17 protein-coding genes are annotated in these 17,424 nt (G+C 68.7%); 6 read left to right on the top strand and 11 right to left on the bottom strand.

What is annotated here, in order from left to right; translation table 11 throughout:
* Positions 1 to 25: 25 nt before the first annotated feature.
* Positions 26 to 3,001, top strand: coding sequence for an AfsR/SARP family transcriptional regulator (locus Pen02_RS35530; RefSeq protein WP_203870572.1), 2,976 nt, complete (start codon positions 26 to 28; stop codon positions 2,999 to 3,001).
* A gap of 147 nt (positions 3,002 to 3,148) precedes the next feature.
* Here the strand turns inward: Pen02_RS35530 and Pen02_RS35525 are convergent, their stop codons facing one another.
* From Pen02_RS35525 to Pen02_RS35500, 7 genes are all read right to left on the bottom strand, one after another.
* On the bottom strand, positions 3,149 to 3,487 hold the full coding sequence (locus Pen02_RS35525; RefSeq protein WP_203870571.1) for a hypothetical protein: 339 nt from the start codon (positions 3,485 to 3,487) through the stop codon (positions 3,149 to 3,151).
* Entirely contained in the window at positions 3,488 to 3,904 is a 417-nt protein-coding gene (locus tag Pen02_RS35520; RefSeq protein WP_203870570.1) for a hypothetical protein, read from the bottom strand.
* A 13-nt stretch (positions 3,905 to 3,917) separates the two neighbouring features.
* Positions 3,918 to 4,916 (bottom strand): hypothetical protein, encoded by a 999-nt coding sequence (locus Pen02_RS35515; protein WP_203870569.1) that lies wholly within the window; start codon positions 4,914 to 4,916, stop codon positions 3,918 to 3,920.
* Between the two features lie 352 nt (positions 4,917 to 5,268).
* A complete protein-coding gene (locus Pen02_RS42245) occupies positions 5,269 to 5,391 on the bottom strand; it encodes a cytochrome P450 (RefSeq protein WP_239141831.1) in 123 nt (40 codons plus the stop codon).
* 374 nt (positions 5,392 to 5,765) lie between these two features.
* Positions 5,766 to 6,407: a cytochrome P450 family protein gene (locus tag Pen02_RS35510; protein WP_203870568.1), complete on the bottom strand. Its 642-nt coding sequence runs from the start codon at positions 6,405 to 6,407 to the stop codon at positions 5,766 to 5,768.
* 174 nt (positions 6,408 to 6,581) lie between these two features.
* Positions 6,582 to 7,079 (bottom strand): VOC family protein, encoded by a 498-nt coding sequence (locus tag Pen02_RS35505; RefSeq protein ID WP_203870567.1) that lies wholly within the window; start codon positions 7,077 to 7,079, stop codon positions 6,582 to 6,584.
* Positions 7,080 to 7,168: 89 nt separating this feature from the next.
* The gene (locus Pen02_RS35500; RefSeq protein WP_203870566.1) at positions 7,169 to 7,582 is read right to left on the bottom strand and encodes a MerR family transcriptional regulator; all 414 of its coding nucleotides are present in this window, start codon (positions 7,580 to 7,582) and stop codon (positions 7,169 to 7,171) included.
* A 57-nt stretch (positions 7,583 to 7,639) separates the two neighbouring features.
* Between Pen02_RS35500 and Pen02_RS35495 the strand changes: the two genes are divergently transcribed.
* A complete protein-coding gene (locus Pen02_RS35495; RefSeq protein WP_203870565.1) occupies positions 7,640 to 8,560 on the top strand; it encodes an SDR family NAD(P)-dependent oxidoreductase in 921 nt (306 codons plus the stop codon).
* A 403-nt stretch (positions 8,561 to 8,963) separates the two neighbouring features.
* Here the strand turns inward: Pen02_RS35495 and Pen02_RS35485 are convergent, their stop codons facing one another.
* Positions 8,964 to 9,632: a winged helix-turn-helix transcriptional regulator gene (locus Pen02_RS35485; RefSeq protein ID WP_203870564.1), complete on the bottom strand. Its 669-nt coding sequence runs from the start codon at positions 9,630 to 9,632 to the stop codon at positions 8,964 to 8,966.
* A gap of 65 nt (positions 9,633 to 9,697) precedes the next feature.
* On the opposite strand from Pen02_RS35485, the gene Pen02_RS35480 reads away from it, so the two are divergent.
* Positions 9,698 to 10,426 (top strand): DUF899 family protein, encoded by a 729-nt coding sequence (locus Pen02_RS35480; protein WP_203870563.1) that lies wholly within the window; start codon positions 9,698 to 9,700, stop codon positions 10,424 to 10,426.
* Between the two features lie 241 nt (positions 10,427 to 10,667).
* Here the strand turns inward: Pen02_RS35480 and Pen02_RS42240 are convergent, their stop codons facing one another.
* The gene (locus Pen02_RS42240; protein ID WP_239141829.1) at positions 10,668 to 11,132 is read right to left on the bottom strand and encodes a MarR family winged helix-turn-helix transcriptional regulator; all 465 of its coding nucleotides are present in this window, start codon (positions 11,130 to 11,132) and stop codon (positions 10,668 to 10,670) included.
* 836 nt (positions 11,133 to 11,968) lie between these two features.
* Here Pen02_RS42240 and Pen02_RS35470 point away from each other — a divergent pair.
* From Pen02_RS35470 to Pen02_RS35460, 3 genes are all read left to right on the top strand, one after another.
* Positions 11,969 to 13,150, top strand: coding sequence for an extracellular solute-binding protein (locus tag Pen02_RS35470; protein WP_239141827.1), 1,182 nt, complete (start codon positions 11,969 to 11,971; stop codon positions 13,148 to 13,150).
* A gap of 164 nt (positions 13,151 to 13,314) precedes the next feature.
* Positions 13,315 to 14,184 (top strand): carbohydrate ABC transporter permease, encoded by an 870-nt coding sequence (locus Pen02_RS35465; protein WP_239141826.1) that lies wholly within the window; start codon positions 13,315 to 13,317, stop codon positions 14,182 to 14,184.
* On the top strand, positions 14,184 to 15,050 hold the full coding sequence (locus tag Pen02_RS35460) for a carbohydrate ABC transporter permease (RefSeq protein ID WP_203870560.1): 867 nt from the start codon (positions 14,184 to 14,186) through the stop codon (positions 15,048 to 15,050). The genes Pen02_RS35465 and Pen02_RS35460 overlap by 1 nt, the downstream gene beginning before the upstream one ends.
* A 246-nt stretch (positions 15,051 to 15,296) precedes the next feature.
* Here the strand turns inward: Pen02_RS35460 and Pen02_RS35455 are convergent, their stop codons facing one another.
* Positions 15,297 to 16,346 carry a polysaccharide deacetylase family protein gene (locus Pen02_RS35455; RefSeq protein WP_203870559.1) on the bottom strand — a complete coding sequence of 350 codons (1,050 nt, stop codon included), beginning with the start codon at positions 16,344 to 16,346 and terminating at the stop codon, positions 15,297 to 15,299.
* Positions 16,347 to 16,882: 536 nt separating this feature from the next.
* A complete protein-coding gene (locus Pen02_RS35450) occupies positions 16,883 to 17,368 on the bottom strand; it encodes a hypothetical protein (RefSeq protein WP_203870558.1) in 486 nt (161 codons plus the stop codon).
* Between the last annotated feature and the right edge of the window lie 56 nt (positions 17,369 to 17,424).

Genomic DNA, 17,424 nt, shown 5'->3' with positions numbered 1-17,424 from the left:
CGCATGTCGCGCATCGGAGGTGCTGGTGCTGGTGCTGCAAGTCCTCGGACAGGTCCGGGTCTGGCACGGCACCGACGAGATTCCGCTCGGTCCACCCGGCCGACGTGCTGTCCTGGGGCTCCTGGTGCTGGCCGGCGGGCGCCCGGTCACCCGTGCCGAACTGGTCGACGCGTTGTGGGGTGACGCCCCGCCGAGCTCGTCCGCCAACGTGGTGCAGGCGCACGTCATGCACCTGCGGCGGCTGCTGGAGCCGACCCGGGTCGCGCGCTCGCCCGGCCGGCGCATCTGGACGGTCGGTGACGGGTACCGACTCGTCACCGACGATGCCAGCGTCGACCTGACACACTTCCGGGACCTGGTCGCGGCTGCCGACCGGGCCGAGCAGAGCCGACATCAGGCGGAGGCGGCCACGCTGCTCGGCGACGCGCTCGGGCTGTGGCGCGGTCCGGCGTTGGCCGACGTTCCGGCGCTGGCCCAGCACCGCTGGGTGCTCGGTGTCGGACTGGACCGACGGCGTGCGTTGGCCCGGTACGTCGACGCGATGGTCAGCACCGGCGGTGGCGCCCGGGTCGTGAGTGCGGCGGTGGCCGACGCTGCGGAGAACCCCCTCGACGAGTCCGCCCAGGCCCGGCTCGTCCGCGTCTACCGGTCGATGGGCCAGCGCGATCGGGCCCTCGCTGTGTACCACCGGACACGGCAGCACCTCGCCGAGGAACTGGGCGTCACACCCGGCCCCGAACTCGCCGCCGCGCTGAGCGAGCTGCTGCGCGCCGAACCCGACCCACCCCTGCCGCCACCGCATCAGGAACGGCCGCCGACGGAGTTGGCGCAGAGCGGGAGAGGGATACCACGGCAGTTGCCCGCCGAGGTATCCGCCTTCGTGGGGCGCGGCGCCGAACTCGACCACCTCGACCGGCTGCTGGCCGGTGCGGGAGAGCCGGGAAACCGCCCGGTGACCGTGGTGGTCTGCGGCGCGGCCGGCGTCGGCAAGACGGCGTTCGCGCTGCGGTGGGCACATCGGGCCCGGGACCGGTTCCCCGACGGTCAGCTCTATCTGGACCTGCGCGGCTACGGGACGGGAACACCGCTGTCCGCACTGGACGCGCTGGGGTACCTGTGCGTGGCGTTGGGCCGGGCCGAGGCCGAACTGCCCGTCGACACGGCCGGACGGGCGGCGCTGTTCCGCACCGAGTCGGCGGGTCGCCGCCTTCTCATCCTGCTCGACAATGCCGCGAACGCCGACCAGATCCGACCGCTGCTGCCGGGCAGCGGGCCGAGCATGGTGGTGGTGACCAGCCGCGACCGCCTCGGCGGGCTGGTCGCGTTGGACGGCGCGAGCCGCGTCGAGCTGGCGCCGCTGCCGACCTCCGACGCGATCGCGTTGCTGGGGAGGCTGATCGGCGGCCGGGTCGCCGACGATCCCGACAGCGCCAGCACTCTCGTCGAGCAGTGCGAGTGCCTGCCGCTGGCGCTGCGCGTCGCCGCCGAGCTCGCCGCCTCGTGGCCGGCGGAGAGCCTGGCCAGCATCGTCGGAAAACTGGCCGATCGGCACGCGCGACTGGAGCTTCTCGATGCCGGCGGCGACAGCAACGCCGCCGTCCGTGAGGTGCTTTCCTGGTCGCTGCACCACGTGGACGGCGTGGCGGCGCTCGCGTTTCGCCGGCTCGCGCTGCACCCGGGTCCCGAGTTCGACGGCGCGACGGTGGCCGCGCTGTGTGAGCTGGACGACCGAGCGGCGGACCGGGCGCTCGCGGTGCTCGCCCGCAGTCACCTCGTCGAGCAGCGTCGGGCCGGACGATTCCGGATGCACGACCTGATGCGCGCGTACGCCGAGGAACTGTCCCGGGAACTCGATGTGCCGGCGGCCCGCGCGGCGGCAACCGAACGCCTGCTCGACCACTACTTCGGCGGCGTCTGCCGGGCCCGCGCGGTGCTGTACCCGACCTGGCACGGTTACCTTCCCGAGCCGTCCACGGCCCGGACGCCATCCGCCCCGGACCTGTCGGACGCCGCCGCAGTGGGGTGGCTGGACCGCGAGCAGGCAAACCTCAGCGCGTTGTGCGCCCACGCGGCGCGCAACGGATGGCCGCGACAGGCCATCGGGATCGCCGTGAACCTGCAACGCCACTTCGAGGGCGGCAGGTACCGAAACGGGCTCACGGTCCACGCGTTCGCCCTGACGGCCGCGCGCGACCTCGGTGACGACGCCGCCGTGGCGCACCTGTGCACCCATATCGGGGAGATTCACCGGCTGCTCGGCCACTACGACGTGGCCGCCGCCCACCTGCGTGAGGCGCTGTCCGGACACCGCCGGACCGGCGACGTGCACGGTCAGGCGCGGGCGCTGTCGGCGTCCGGGATCGTCGCCGAGCGGCTCGGCGACCACACCGGGTCGATCCGCGACCACCAGGAGGCACTCACCCTGTACCGCCGCTGCCGCGACCGTCGCGGTGAGGCGGGTGTCCTGGTCAATCTGGGCAACGCGTACAGCGGACAGGACGAGCCGAAGCGCGCGGCGGACGCGTTCGAGCAGGCGTACGCGATCTTCCACGATCTGGCCGAGCCGACCGGGCAGGCCGCCGCCCTGTCGAACCTGGGCGACGTGCTCCTGACACTGGGTGAGTACACCCGTGCCGGCGAGCGGCTGACCGAGGCGTTGCCGCTTTTCGAGTCCGCCGGGCACCGCAACGGCGAGGCGGTGGTCCGAACGAACCTCGCACAGTTGAAGCTGCGGCTGGGCACCCCTGACGCCGCCCTGGACGACCTCGACACAGCGGTACGCATCTTCCAGGAGACCGGCCACCGCTACGGCGAGGCCAGTGCGCGCAACGGTATAGGCGAGGCCCTGTGCGCCCTCGGACGGCGCCCGGAAGCGCTTGCTGCGCACCGGGCCGCACTGGCCATCGCCACCGACACCCAGGACCACGACGAGCAACGCCGCGCGCTGACCGCTCTGGAAGCGCTGCGCGAGCATGACGTTCGCACCACGCCGAACGCCTGACCCGCAAGCGTGGTTCGGCTCTGCTCGGTGACGGTGCGGCGGCGGCGGTGCGGCGGCGGGGCGCTCACGTCGCGTCGCCGCGCGTCGACAACGTCGGCGGAATCACCTGACCGACTCTCTCGGCGCCGGCCGGGAGGCCGACCGCTTTCAGGGTACGAGCATCAGCAGCGTCGCCAGCCCGATGGCGAGCAGCACCTGGCCGGCGCCGAACGCGAGCGCGATGATCCGCTGTCGAATCACGCCGTCACCCAGGTCGCCGGCCATGTCCCCGGTGCTGCGTACCAGATAGACCAGGGCGAGCAGCCCGGTGAGGCCGAGGAGTACGGCGGTTATCCAGAACCGGGTCCGGACGGTCGGGTCGTCGAGTATCGCGGTGATGCTCCTGGTGCCGCTGACCGTCTTCTCGGCGTACGCGGAGACGACGTTGGCCAGGCTCAGGATCGTGGTGAGGTTGCGGAGGTAAGGCCAGACGCTGCGCTCGGACACTCAGGCCCTCCCGCCCCGGATCGGGAACCGCCCGAAGCGCAGCTTGGCGCGCTCGGTACGGAACAGCGTCCATTGCTCTTCTCGCGCCACGAACGGCAACATCTCCCGCAGCAGGCTCACCGTCGCAGCCGCGCAGCGCTCGTCGCGCCGTACGACGTCGCGCAGCGGGTTGATGCCCCACTTGCCGATCGCCCAGGTCAGCGTCGCGCTCGCTGCCGTCATCAGCGCCGTGGCAGGCAGCAGCAGTGCCAGATCCGGGGTGAGGGCGAGCAGCGTCGCGACAACCGCCCCGGCCGCCCCCCAACCGAGAACGCTCATTGTCCGGTAGCGCCCGATCGCCTGGCGGGCGGCGTCTGCCTGCCGAAGCAGGACCTCGGCCTGGGCCAGCGCCTCCTCGAATTCGGCGCCGGTGGTCACCGGCACCTCCTGGTCAGTGCTTTGGGGTGCCACAGAACTCTCCCACCAGGTTCCGGAAGTGGTTGACCAAGCTGTCGGTCTCCTCCTTGCCCAGGGCCGGCCGATGTTCACCGATTCTCGGCGTGAGCGCGTACGGCTGCGGATAGCTGGCCACCGGCACGACGGCGAGCTGGGCGAGCCGGGCGGCACCGACCTCGTTCACCAGGTTCCGCAGCTCGGTCCGGAACGAGGTGTCGGGGGTCGCGTCGCCCGGCAGGTAGTGGTCGCGGACGGCAGCTCGTTCGTCGTACCAGAGGTCGCACTTGACCACGCCGACGATCAGCCAGATCGGGCGGTTGGCGGTGGCCGGCCTGGTCCAGGCCGGCCGCAGGTAGTCACGGCACAGCTCCTGGAAGCGGCGGAGTTCGTTTTCCATCTGGTTCTGCCGCAGGTGCCAGAGCAGCGGGTGTTCCTGCAACGAGGTCAGCTCGGCGAGCCGGTCGGCGTCGCCGGGCTGGTCGGGATCCAGCCGCGACAGTTCCTCTGCCCGCATGCGTTGCTCGGCGAGAAGCCCCTCCTCGACCAGGGCGCGCTCCCGGGTTCCCCAGACCCAGTCGTAGCCGCCGGTGACCAGATGGACGACACCCCGAGGCGCGCGATCGCCGGAGAACAGTTCCTCCAACGAGGTGCCCTGCGGGTCGGAGTCCTGTCCGGGTACGACGAAGAACGTGGAGCGGATCCGCTGCGCCTCGGTACGCAGTCCCGCGCGCAGTTCCTCTCGGCGGTCACTTCGGCCGACCCTTCGCCTGGGCAGCGCGCCGGTGAGGGTTCGGTACAACTCGGTCTTGCCCGCCCCTCGCTCCCCGGTGATGACGATGGTTGCCTCGGGGCCGAGGAACCGGGTCGCCAGCGACCGGATCAGTGACCTGTCGACCGTCGCCGTCCGGGTTCGCTCGGTGCTGATGGCGCCCTCGGCGGCGTCCCAGCGTTGACGTACCCGACGCCAGTAGTCCGAACGCTCCGCGCGACTCACCACACCTCTTCCAAGGGCGTACGGCGGAGCGCCGCACGGATATCACGGCACTCCCTGCATCAGTTGGGTGAGCGTAGCGACCGCGCACCTTTGGCAAACTCCTCTGTTCTGCCGGCCGGGGCGGTGCCGACGCATCGGAATCGATGACTGATCGATTCGCTTTGTCGACCGTCGGTCGTCAGACGGTAGCCTTGGCGGTAGGTGTTGCCTAGCTGTCGCGAGAGTGGACATAGGTCACCGGTCGAGGAGGTCGATGACAGCCGAACTGATAGTGTCGCTGTCGCTCACAGCTCGATCTGCACGTACGTCGTGGGCCTCGACGGTAGTAGCGACGAATGTGCCAGTTACCGCGTTAGCTGACCCGTACGGGCAGGGTCGCCAGTCCACGGACGACGGGGGAGGGGAGCCGGTTCAGCTCGTCCGGGGCGCAGGCGAGGCTGAGGTTGGGGAGCCGGTACAGCAGCGCACACCGCACGCCGAGGCGCGGTAAGCAAGGAGATTGATCCTGCGGACCAAAGTGAAGAAAAATGATGGAGTTGATCTTTAGCGCAGCAGGTCAGGAAGTCTGCTCCCCGCGCACGCGGGGGTGATCCCGTGGTGTTGGGCACCCCAATCTGGATCGTTCTCTGCTCCCCGCCCACGCGGGGGTGATCCGTACGGGGTCGGCTGTAGGAGGCCAATCCGGCCCTGCTCCCCGCGCACGCGGGGGTGATCCCCGCCACCGGTCGACGAGGTGCGTCACGGTGCCCTGCTCCCCGCGCACGCGGGGGTGATCCCGACTGGGACTCGGCCGGCCACTACGCGTAGGACCGCTCCCCGCGCATGCGGGGGTGATCCGGTGCAAGTTACCTACGCGAGCAGCGCGGTCAGCACGTCGTCCGGATCACCGCTACGCGACTGGGCACGCTTGCGCGCCACCAGCTCGACGACGTACTCCCGCAGCAGCCGGCGACCCTCCTCGCGGGACATCGGGGCGTCGGTCACGAACGGCGGACGCATCGCCGCGACGGTCCAGGTCCGGAACCGGCCATGATCGATCGACGGTACCCCGAGCAGCTCGGCGATGACGGTGAGCGACAACGGGTACGCGTAGTCTTCGATCAGGTCTGCGGTCTGCCGCTCGGCGACGGCGTCGAGCAGGTCGTCGGCGATCTGCTGGGTCCGTTCCCGCAGCTCGGCCACCCGTCGCGCCGTGAACGCCCGGCCCACCAGCGCCCGCAGTCTGGTGTGCTCTGGCGGGTCGGTGGTGTGCAGGTCGAAGGTCGCGTCGCCCGGCTCACCGGTGACCACCCCGGCCGCCCGCAGCGCGTCCCAGGCGCGGCGGGGATCCTTCGACAGCCGACCGTCGGCGAATGCCGCGCGTGCCTCGTCATACCTGGTGACGAGCCAGTACTCCAACCCGTTCGGATTGCGGAGCCGCTGCACCGGCGCCTGCTCACGAAGCTGCGCGTACGCCGGGTGCGGGTCGGCGAAGAACTCTGGCGTATACATGCCATGGCTTCCGGTCACCAGTCCGTCCCCCGTACCCGTTGCTCGTCCCGCCGCCCGAACCGATCCAGATCTATCATGCTGCTGCCGCCGCGCGGAACGGAACGGGTGCCGCACTGACCTCGACGCGAGGTCGTGACGAGATCAGTGCGGCGGGTGCGGCGGATACGGCTCGGTTCAGGCGGTCAACGACTTGAGGGCATCGTCCAGCGTGCTGAAGATGACGTCCGAGCCGGCTTCCCAGCTTGGTGCCGGATCGGGTTGACCCGGTGCCGGTGCCCAGAGCCACCAGATGTTCTGCCAGGGGTCGGACATCCTGCCGAGGGTCGTTTCGCCGTAGAACGGGGTCGGTTCGGTGATGGTGGTGGCGCCACGAGCGTTGGCGCGCTCCAACGCCGCCGCCACGTCGCGAACCCACACCTGGAGCAGGCCGGGGCGCAGCGGCCAGCCGTCGAGCCGGTCGGCGATCATCAAATCGACGGTACCCAGGGAAAGCTGGGCATGGATCAGCTTGCCGTCCGGCATCGGTGTCCTCGCCTCGGTGTCCTCCGGAGCGCCGAAGACCTCGGATACGAAGGTGACGAGACCGGCCGCGTCGTCCACGATCACGAACGGGTTGAGCACTGCGCCACCGCCGGGCACCGACTCCGGTGGAAGTAGGACTTCATTGTTCATGGCGCAAAGCCTCACAGCGACTCCGGTCAGATCCTGACCTGATGCCGGCGTCGCGGCACCCGACAAGTCCGGTGGCCGGTGTGGTTCCTTCAAGCCGGGACGTGGGACTGCCACGGATCTCCGGTGACCCCGTACGCGAGATGTCGCTCGTAGCCGGACACCTTGGCGTCGATGATGTCAAGGCAGGCCCGCAACTGGTCAAGCTGCTCGTTGATTCTTCGTTGGTGCTCGCGCAGTAGCTCCAGCCGTTCTGCCTCGTTGCCGGTGCCCTGTCGGACCAGTTCCGCCAGACGACCGATGGTTTCCAGTGACATCCCGGACGCCCGGAACCTCACGCAGTTCGTCAACCACTCGACGTCCCCGCCGGTGTAGAGACGCCGGCCCGCCGCGTCGCGCCGTATTTCGCTGGCCAGGAGCCCGCGGCGTTCGTAGAGCCGCAACGCGTGAACGCTCATACCGGTGCGTTCGGCCACCTGCCCGATGCTCAGCGTCGCCTCCGTCATGACGCGAGAGGCTATCTGTTGACCTAGACCCAGATCTAGCATCTAGCGTTCGCCGCCATGAACGGCAACGCAACCCAACCGAACTCCGGTGCCCCCCTCACCGCCTCCGACGTCCTCGACGGAATCGACCTCACCGGCAGGACCGCGGTGGTGACCGGGGGGTACTCCGGCATCGGCCTGGCGACGACCCGCGCGCTCGCCCACGCGGGCGCACGAGTTGTCGTTCCAGCCCGCCGGCCCGACGCGGCACAGCAGGCGCTGGCCTCCGCGACCGGCGTCGAGCTCGTGACGGTCGACCTCGCGGACCTCGCCTCGGTACGCGCCTTCGCACAGTGGTTCCTCGACACGCACGACGCCCTCGACATTCTGATCGCGAACGCCGGGATCATGGCGTGTCCCGAAACGCGGGTGGGTCCGGGCTGGGAGGCACAGTTCGCGACCAACCATCTTGGCCACTACGCGTTGACGAACCTGCTCTGGCCGGCCCTGACCCAGGCACCAACGGCCCGGGTCGTCTCGGTCGCCTCCGGCCGGACGCCGGCATGGCGTATCCGATGGGACGACGTGCACTTCGAGCGCGGGTACGACAAGTGGGAAGCCTACGCGCAGTCGAAGCTCGCCAACATACTGTTCGCGCGTCATCTCGACGTACTCGGTCGGGGGCACGGCGTCCAGGCATTCTCGGTCAATCCCGGCTGGATCCTCACTCCGCTACAACGACACCTTGAGCTCGACGAGATGGTCGCCGCCGGTTGGATCGACACCGACGGTACCGCCAGACCCGGTCTCTTCAGGAGTGTCGAGCAAGGCGCGGCAACCCAGGTCTGGGCCGCGACCTCGCGCCAGCTCGACGGTGCCGGTGGCGACTGTTACACGGATCGCCGGATTGTCGAGGGCGACGCCGCCGACGGTACCGAGGCCGCCCGGCTCTGGACACTGTCGGCCGAGCTCACCGGCCTCGACACGCCGGACGCATGAGCCGGGAACCCTCCTGCCGGAGTGCGATTGAAAGCGTCGAAGGGCGGTTGTCGTAATGTCCCTGGACAATCCCGTGATCCCTGGATTCTTCCGCGATCCCAGCGTGTGTAGGTACGGCCCGGACTGCTACCTCGTGTGTTCAAGCTTCGAGTAGTTCCCCGGACTTTCCGTGTTCCACAGCCTCGACCTCGCGCACTGGCAGCAGATCGGAAACGCGCTGGACCGACCCAGCCGTCATCGGGATGTATGTCACCGCAGGTGAAGCCGCCTTCGACTGGTTCGACTACCAACCCACCCGTGCTCGACGAGTAGCCCTGCGGCAAGCCGTCGATGATTGATCGCACGTCGCGCGGCGACGGGTTGTTGACCGGAGCCAAGCTTCCCGGCCGCACGCCAACGTTGCTCAGCAGTAGAGGCGCAGGATCCGTACGACTGTCTCCCGGTCGCCCTCGACGCGTACGGTCCCGTCGCGCTCGGCCTGGGCGAGTGGCACATCCTCGAAGAGGAGGCTGCTCCAGACCGTCGACTCTGCGGTCACCGTCGCCGCCGGCTCCGTGGCGACAACCGCCCGGACGTCCAGGCGCCCGTCGATCGCGGCAACCCGGTAGTCGCACATCGGCGGGTCGGAGCGCCGGCCGTCGTAGAGGCGGAGGGCCAGGACCGGCACCTCGCCGGGCACCTCCGGAACCATCGTCCGCATGGCGAGGATCGTTCCGTCAGGGGTCATGCCGCCGTCCGTCCTCGGGTCGGGGCCGGCGGAGTACCAACGCCCGAGCGATCCCAGGACGGACTCCAACTCGCGTCCCCAGTCCGTCGCGACGTACGCGCGGGTGCGGGCCAGATCCGAGAGGACGACCTGCTCGACAATCCCGTTTTCCTGCAGCGACCGCAGCCGGTCGGTGAGAACGGCCGGGGTGATGCCACGCACCGACTCCTGCAGGTCGGTGAACCGCTTGGGCCCGAGAATCAGCTCACGCACCACGATCAGCGTCCATCGATCGCCCACCAGGTCGAGAGCGTTCGCGGCCCGGCAGGCGTCGCCGAGGTCTCGAAAGGTCCGCTTGGTCGGCATGACCGTCTCACTGCCTTTCCTCTAGCTATGGTCAAGCAAGTGCACACTATGCTTAGGATATCGACATGGCAATCATCCAGACCACGACCTCTGCTCCTCCGGTCGTCGACCGCGAGACCTGGCTCCGCGAGCGCGGGGCGTTGCTCGTCCGCGAGAAGGCGCACACCCGCGAGGGGGACGCGATAGCCGCCGCCCGGCGGCGCCTGCCGATGACCGAGGTAACTCCGATCCCGCTCATCGGAGCGCACGGCCCGACACCACTACAGGACATCTTCGCCGGCCGTGACCAACTCGTCGTCTACCGGCACATGTGGCACCTCGGAAAGCCGTTCGAGGATCAGTGCGAAGGCTGCACGGCCAGCATCTGGGACTTCCAGAACGCGGCCTACCTCGAGGAACGCGGCATCTCCTTCGCGGTCTTCTGCGAGGGGCCCTACGAAGAGCTGGCGCCATTCCGGGACTTCATGGGCTACCCGCACCCGTGGTATTCCACGCACGGCATCGACGACCCCGCCTATGCCGGCGGCGGCGAGATCGCCTGCTTCCTCCGGCGAGACGACCGATTCTTCCTGACCTACGAGACGACCGGCCGGGGCGTCGAAGCGATCATGTCGTCGCACAAACTGCTCGACATGACCGTCTACGGCCGGCAGGAGGTCTGGGAGGACTCACCGGAGGGCTGGCCGCAGGAACCCAGCTACACCAGGTGGCGCAGGGACGGCCGACCCGTGCCGCAATGGACCAGGCCAGGAGTCGGGCCGGTCGGCGCACAGCCTCAACAGCACTGCCACTGACGGTCGGCGGGCTGCGGGCGGGCCTGGCTGATCTGCTGGCGCGGTTCGCGCACCGGTTCCGGCGTGCACAGCCGCGCGATCAGGCGTTGCGCTAGCTGATTCGGGCAGGTCGAACGGCGACCACCCCGGCAGGTTCTCTATCGGGGGCCGGGGTGTTCGCGCGTGTCGAGTTGTTCGAGCGCATTCGTGCTGATCGGCAGGCAGATCCGTCGGTGTCTCAGTGACGGTTGGCGCGCCGGCATCAGGATGTCGCGCGGCCTACGTCGCCGTATCGCCGAGCGCGACCAGCACGTCCCGAAGGGCTTCGTTGGCAGCACGGGTGGTGTGCGGGTGCCACGCCGCGTAGTGCGGCGGCCCGCGCGGCGCTGGCGGCGCGCACCGCCTCCTCGGCCAGGCTCACCCCGCTCGCCGCGAGCCGTACCCACGAGCTACGCGCGTCGGACGGATCGGGGTCGCGCTCGATCAGGTCCGCGACGGCGAGGCGACGAAGCACGTTGCTGGTGCCACCACAGGTCAGCACGAGCCGCTGGGTCAGCACCGACGGACGCAGCCGATAGCGCTTTCCCGGCGACCGCAGTACGGCGAGAATGTCGTACTCCGCCTTGGTCAGATCAAGCCGCGCCACCTCCGCCTCGACGGGCGGGCCGTCGCCGAAGAGCACCAGCAGGACGAGTACCGGCGGGACGGCGAGCACCGCGGCCTGCACCGGCCGGCGTACGGGACCCTTCAGGTGGATGATCTGCCCGCTCCGGAGACCCCGTAATTCCGTCGCCGCCGCAACCCGTGCCGGCCGCCGTTGCGCCGAGCGCGATGGCCCGCTGGACGTCGACGGCCGAGTCGAGCGGGCGCAACTCGGCCACGGCGGCACTGCTGTCGTCCTACTCCAGGTCAGGTGCAGCAGTGCCCGGCCGTGACCGACCCTCGCCACGGACCCGGCAGCGGTTGCGGGCACCCTAGCATTTCCGGAACTTCTCCGATACAAGACCTGACGGGCCTCGGGTATACGTTTTGACATATTGCCTATAAGCGAACGCGATGGACTACCCGGGATGTGGTGCGCGGGTCGGCTGCGCTGGCGGTGTGCATCGTCGTACGGTCGCTTCACCTCGGAGGAGGGCGCGGCGGCGCTGGTGTCCCGCGCTGCGATGGTGTCGCTACGCAGGGCTTCCGTGGGTCTTGGAAGTTTCAGAAACGTGTCTTGTATTTTTCGGTCTGGTCTGCGAATCTTTGCGCGTCGATAGACAGCAGATGTGACGTCCGACGGACTTAGTGACAACCGTGAGTGGCTGCGGTCCGGCCGCCGGACCGGCGCCTGTCGACAGGAGGAACGGCAGCCTCGCGTCCGCCGCGGACAACCGGGACCGGCCGTTCCGCTCGCCCGGAGGGAGCCTCGTCTGGGCACATCCGGCAGAGAGGACAGGGTTGATGAGGGCAACGAAACTACTGACGGTGTCGGTAGTTCTGGCGATGGGTGTCCTGGGAACAGCCGCCTGCGGTGGCGGGGACTCGGAAGGCGACGGTGGTAGCGGCGGCAATGCCACGATGAGCTTCTGGCACAACGCCACGACGGGGCCCGGCAGGGCCTTCTGGGAGAAGACCGTCGCCGACTTCGAGGCCGCGAACCCGAACGTGAAGATCGAGATCCAGTCGATCCAGAACGAGGACCTGGACGGCAAGCTCCAGACCGCTCTCAACTCCGGAGACGCCCCGGACGTGTTCATGCAGCGCGGCGGCGGCAAGATGGCCGCGATGGTCAAGGCCGGCCAGCTTATGGACATCACGGGCGGGATCACCGACGCGACCAAGAAGGTGGTCTCGGAGGGTTCGTTCAAGGCGCAGACGATCGACAACAAGGTCTACGCGATGCCGGTGGCCGTCCTGCCCGGCGGCTTCTTCTACAGCAAGGACCTGTTCGCCAAGGCCGGCATCGCCCAGACGCCGACCACGCTCGCCGACTTGCAGACCGCGGTCGACAAGCTGAAGGCCACGGGTACCCAGCCGATCGCCCTCGGGGCCAAGGACGCCTGGCCGGCCGCCTTCTACTACTACTTCTTCGCGTTGCGCGAGTGCAGCACCAGCACGGTCACCGAGACCGCCAAGAGCATGACCTTCGACGACCCCTGTTGGCTCAAGGCCGGCCAGGACGTGCAGCGCTTCGCCGCGACGCAGCCGTTCAACAACGGCTTCCTGACGACGTCGGCCCAGCAGGGCGCGGGCAGCTCGGCCGGGCTCATCGCCAACCACAAGGCGGCGATGGAACTCATGGGCGCCTGGAATCCGGGTGTCATCGGCTCGTTGACGCCGGACCAGAAGCCGCTTCCCGACCTGGACTGGTTCCCGTTCCCCAGCATCGAGGGCGGCGCGGGAGAGCCCGGCGCCATCCTCGGTGGCGTCGACGGCTACTCCTGCTCCGCGAAGGCTCCCAAGGCGGCGTGCACCGCCTTCCTCAACTTCATGGTGCAGACGAGCGTGCAGGAGGCCTACTACAAGGCGTTCCAGGCGCCGCCGGTGAACAGCGAGGCGCAGGGCGTGGTGACCGAGCCGCATCTGAAGTCCGTGCTCGCGGCCTACAGCAAGGCGCCGTTCGTCTCGCAGTGGCTCGACACGGTCTACGGGCAGAACGTCGGAAACGCCCTCAACACCGCCGTGGTGAACCTGCTGGCGGGCAAGGGCAGCCCCGAGGACATCGTCAACGCGGTCAAGACCGCCGCCAAGAGGTCCTAGACCAGTACGTCATGTTCGATACAGACCGCGAGAGCGTACAGCTCGTAGAGAACCGGTCGGTGGGGCTGACGACGGTCGGGGGTGACGCGCCTGTCGCGTCGCCCCCGACCGGGCGCCGTGCACGCAAGGGCATCGGGTGGCCCGCCCGGCTGGAAATTGCGCTGATGACGGGGCCGACGCTGATCGTGTTCCTGTCTTTCGTCATCTTCCCCGTGGCCATGGCCGCGTACTACGGGTTCTTCAGTTGGCAGGGCTACGGTCCACCCACCGAGTTCGTCGGCCTGCGCAACTACGTGCTGATCTTCCAGGACGGCACGTTCGTCGACGCCCTACAGCACAATGCCGTGATCGTCGTCCTGTCGCTAGTGATCCAGGGACCGGCCGCCGTACTGCTCGCACTGCTGCTGAACCGGAAGATGCGGGGCCAGACCCTCATCCGGGTACTCGTCTTCATCCCCTACGTGATCTCCGAGGTGGTCGTCGGCACCGGCTGGAGCCTGATGTTGCAGGGCAGCGGCGCCGTCAACTCCTTCCTCCAGAGCGTCGGGCTCGGTTGGTTGCAGAACGAGTGGCTCTCCGACCCCGAGACCGCGATCTGGACCCTCATGGGCATCCTCACCTGGAAGTACATCGGCTTCGCCGTCATCCTCTTCCTCGCCGGGTTGCAGGGCATCCCGGACGAGCTGATGGAGGCGGCGGCGATCGACGGGGCGTCCTACTGGCAGATCCAGCGCCGTATCACGCTGCCGCTGCTCGGGCCGACGATCCGCATCTGGGCGTTCCTGTCGATGATCGGTGCCCTCCAGTTGTTCGACCTCGTCTACATCATCTGGGGCCAGTACGTCGCGTCGACGGCAGGAACGTCGACGATGGCCACGTACATGGTGGCCAACGGGCGCATCGCGGGGGAGTACGGGTACGGCAACGCCGTGGCCGTGGTCCTGTTCTTCATCTCGCTCGTCGCGGCGCTGCTCTACCAACGGTTTGTCCTGCGCCGTGACACCGAGGGCGCGATCACCGGGGGGAGGATCTGATGGCCGCGACTGCCGTAGCAGCGCGCAGGGCAACCAGGGCCAGCCGGAAGGCGGCGTGGGGCAGCCCGGGTGTGTACTTCGTCGCGCTGCTGCTCATCGGGGCGATGCTGGCACCGATCGTCTACATCGTCATCGGTGGCTTCCGGACGAACGCGCAGATCACCACCGACCCGGCCGGATGGCCGAGTCCGTGGCAGTTCGGCAACTACCTCGACGTCCTGACCGGCGACGTGTTCTGGCGTCAGGTGGTGAACTCCAGCATCGTCGCCGGATGCACCACCGCAGGCGTGGTCACGCTCGGCCTCATGACGAGCTACATCCTCGCCCGCTACCGGTTCCGGGGACGGGGGGCGATGTACTCGCTGTTCGCCGCTGGTCTGATGTTCCCGCTCACCGTGGCGATCACACCGCTCTACATCCTGGTCAGGACCCTCGGCCTGATGAACACGCTGCCCGGGGTGATCCTCCCGCAGATCGGGTTCGCCATCCCGATGACGATCATCATCCTCGTCCCGTTCGTACGTGCCATCCCGAACGAGATCCAGGAGGCGGCGTCGATGGACGGTTGCAGCCGACTGGGCTTCTTCTGGCGCATGGTGCTGCCGCTCTCCAGACCGGGCGTCATCACCGTGGCCATCCTGACCTTCATCACGAGCTGGAACAGTTACCTGCTGCCGCTCTTCATCCTCAACCGAGAGGACACCTTCACCCTGCCGCTCGGCGTGCAGGCATTCGCCTCGCAGTACTCGGTCGACACGGCCAAGGTCCTGGCGTTCACGTCGCTGTCGATGCTCCCGGCGTTGCTCTTCTTCAGCCTGTTCCAGCGCCGGATCGTCGGCGGGCTGACCGGAGCCGTGAAGGGTTGATCCTGCCCGGCTCTCCGGCCGCCGCACTTCCGCGTCGGGCCGGTGTGGCCACCGCGTCCGCATCCGGGTCGCCGGAGGTGGAGGGTGACTCCGACGGGTAGGCGTTGGCCCGGGATTGTCCGGCGACGAGGCTCTGGTCCCTGTCGCCGGACACCCCCGGCTCGGCTCGGATGTTCCCTTGCCCCGGCCGAGCCGGGCGGCGTCCCGGCAGGTTCCGAGGGCGGTACTCGGCCGGGTGGCGAGGTGTCAGCCGGCGGTGCAGGACCTGACCTGTGGTCGGGCGCCGGAGTTGCCGTTCATCATCGTGGTGAAGCCGAAGGTGTTGCCGCTGCCGTTGGAGCGCATCGTCAGCACGGTGTTGTTGCTGCTCAGGCTGGCGCTGCCGCTCCAGGTGGTGGTGATCGACTGCGGCGAGGTGACGGCGACGACCACGGTCCAGTTGCTGGCGCCGCTGACGGTCACCGTGGTGTTGTACCGGTCGCCCCAGACCGTGCCGGGGGTCACCGACGTACTGCAACCGCCGCCGCCCGGTGGGGTGGTGGGGTTGCCGCCGGGCGGAGTCGTGGGCGGGGTGGTGCCGTCGGGGGCCACCGCGCGGCCGGTGGACGGCGAGATCATGCCGGGGCAGAGGTTGCGGCTGGTGAGGTTGGCCATGATCTGCGGGATCGCGTCGCGGGTGTTCTGGATCCCGTCGTGCATCAGGATGACCTGGCCGGCCTGGAGGCGGCCGGCGTTGGAGACGATCTGGCTGACGCTTGCGCCGTTCCAGTCCTGGGAGTCCACGTCCCAGATCACCTGACGCATGCCGAGCGACGAGGCGACGGACTGGAGGGTGGAGTTCGTCTCCCCGTACGGCGGCCGGAAGAGCTGCGGTCGGACGCCGGTCGCCGACTGGATCGCAGAACTCGTCTGGGACAGGTCGGACTGCATCTGGCTCTGGCTCATCGAGGTCATGTGGGCGTGGTTCCAACTGTGGTTGGCGACCCACATGCCGGCCGAGACCTGCGCCTGTGCCGCCGACCGGTTGTTCTGGACGTTCTGCCCGACGTTGAACATCGTGGCCCGTACGCCGTTGTTGCGCAGCACGGACAGCAGCGCGCTGGTGCTGCCGGTCGGCCCGTCGTCGAAGGTCAGGCCGACGTAACCGTTGCAGGCGGCGGCGCTGGACGGAGACGCGACGACCGCGACGGCGACGCCGGTCGTCGCCACGGTGGTGGCGACGACGGCAAGTCGGGCGATGTGGCCGAGCCGGCGTGGAGTGGTCGGTGGCCGGGGCCTGTCGAGTTTGCCGAACATGGCGGTTTCCTCCTGGGGTGGTGGATGCCGAACGTACGGTGTCGGCCGTGGGAGCCGGGGCACGGACGGCGCGGTCGTCCAGTCCGGACCTGTGGGTGTGAGCGGGACGGCTGCCTCATACCTTGACCAGGTGCCTCGCATCGACCGCAATAGATCAAAGTATCGCAGCGGACTTTCAGGAACGTCAATAAGTTCCGGAAGCTTTCCGGACGCCAGTCGATGTGCGGGACGCGGTCCCGGCAGCTCCGAGGTGCGGTTACGCTAACGCCGCGCGGCTCCGCATGATCTGGTGGGCGTGACGTCGGCCCACAACTCGGACGCTTTCCGGAACACCTCCCGGAAAGCTTTGGCTTCGCGTTGCCCGTCGTCGGCCACCGATGGTTGCGAGCCCGGCCCACCGGACCGGCGGAAGTGCCGGTAGCGTCGCCAACCGGTAACCGGTGTCAGCGTTTACGCGTTGTACGCAGCCCTGGGCCTGCCGCACCACGCTGCACCGAGAGGTGGTCCGGGGACATGTGGAGCTGGCTGGCGGAGGCTCATCGGAGCTGCCAGAGGTCCTCGCGTACGCGGACCTCGGGTAGCCCGGGCACCGGTGCCGTGGCAGCGTAGAGCAGGTATTGCTCGTCTTCCTCGTCCATCGCGGCGAGCACGCGACTGCCGTCGTTCAGGATCACCGTCCACAGCCCTGGCGGCTCCGTGTCGCCGTACAACACGTTCGCGTCGAAGCGGATGGCGAACCGTTCGGCGAACTCCCGCCGGCCGACCCGATCGACCAGTCTGCCCTCGATGCCGAGGTCGAAGCCCATCGCGAAGTGGCCGGAGACCTGCCAGTAGGTGAAGAACGCGGCGAACACCACGTCCGGCGGGACGTTCCGTAGATCCTCGGCGGTCCGGTCAGCATGACCGACGAACAACTCGGGTTCGTCGATCCCGAAGCAGTCCAGCAGGAACGCCCGCAGCTCGATTTCCGGAACCAGGCGGGACGAGAGACCGTCGTAGCCCGTGCCTACCGACTCCGCCACGGCGCCACCCTATCCACACACCAAGCTCGTCCCTGACATAGCGCTTCCTGCAACGG

The sequence above is a fragment of the Plantactinospora endophytica genome, assembly GCF_016862915.1.
Lineage (GTDB): Bacteria > Actinomycetota > Actinomycetes > Mycobacteriales > Micromonosporaceae > Plantactinospora > Plantactinospora endophytica.
The sequence above is the reverse complement of the archived record's forward strand: the minus strand, read 5'-3'. Positions and strand labels throughout refer to the sequence as shown.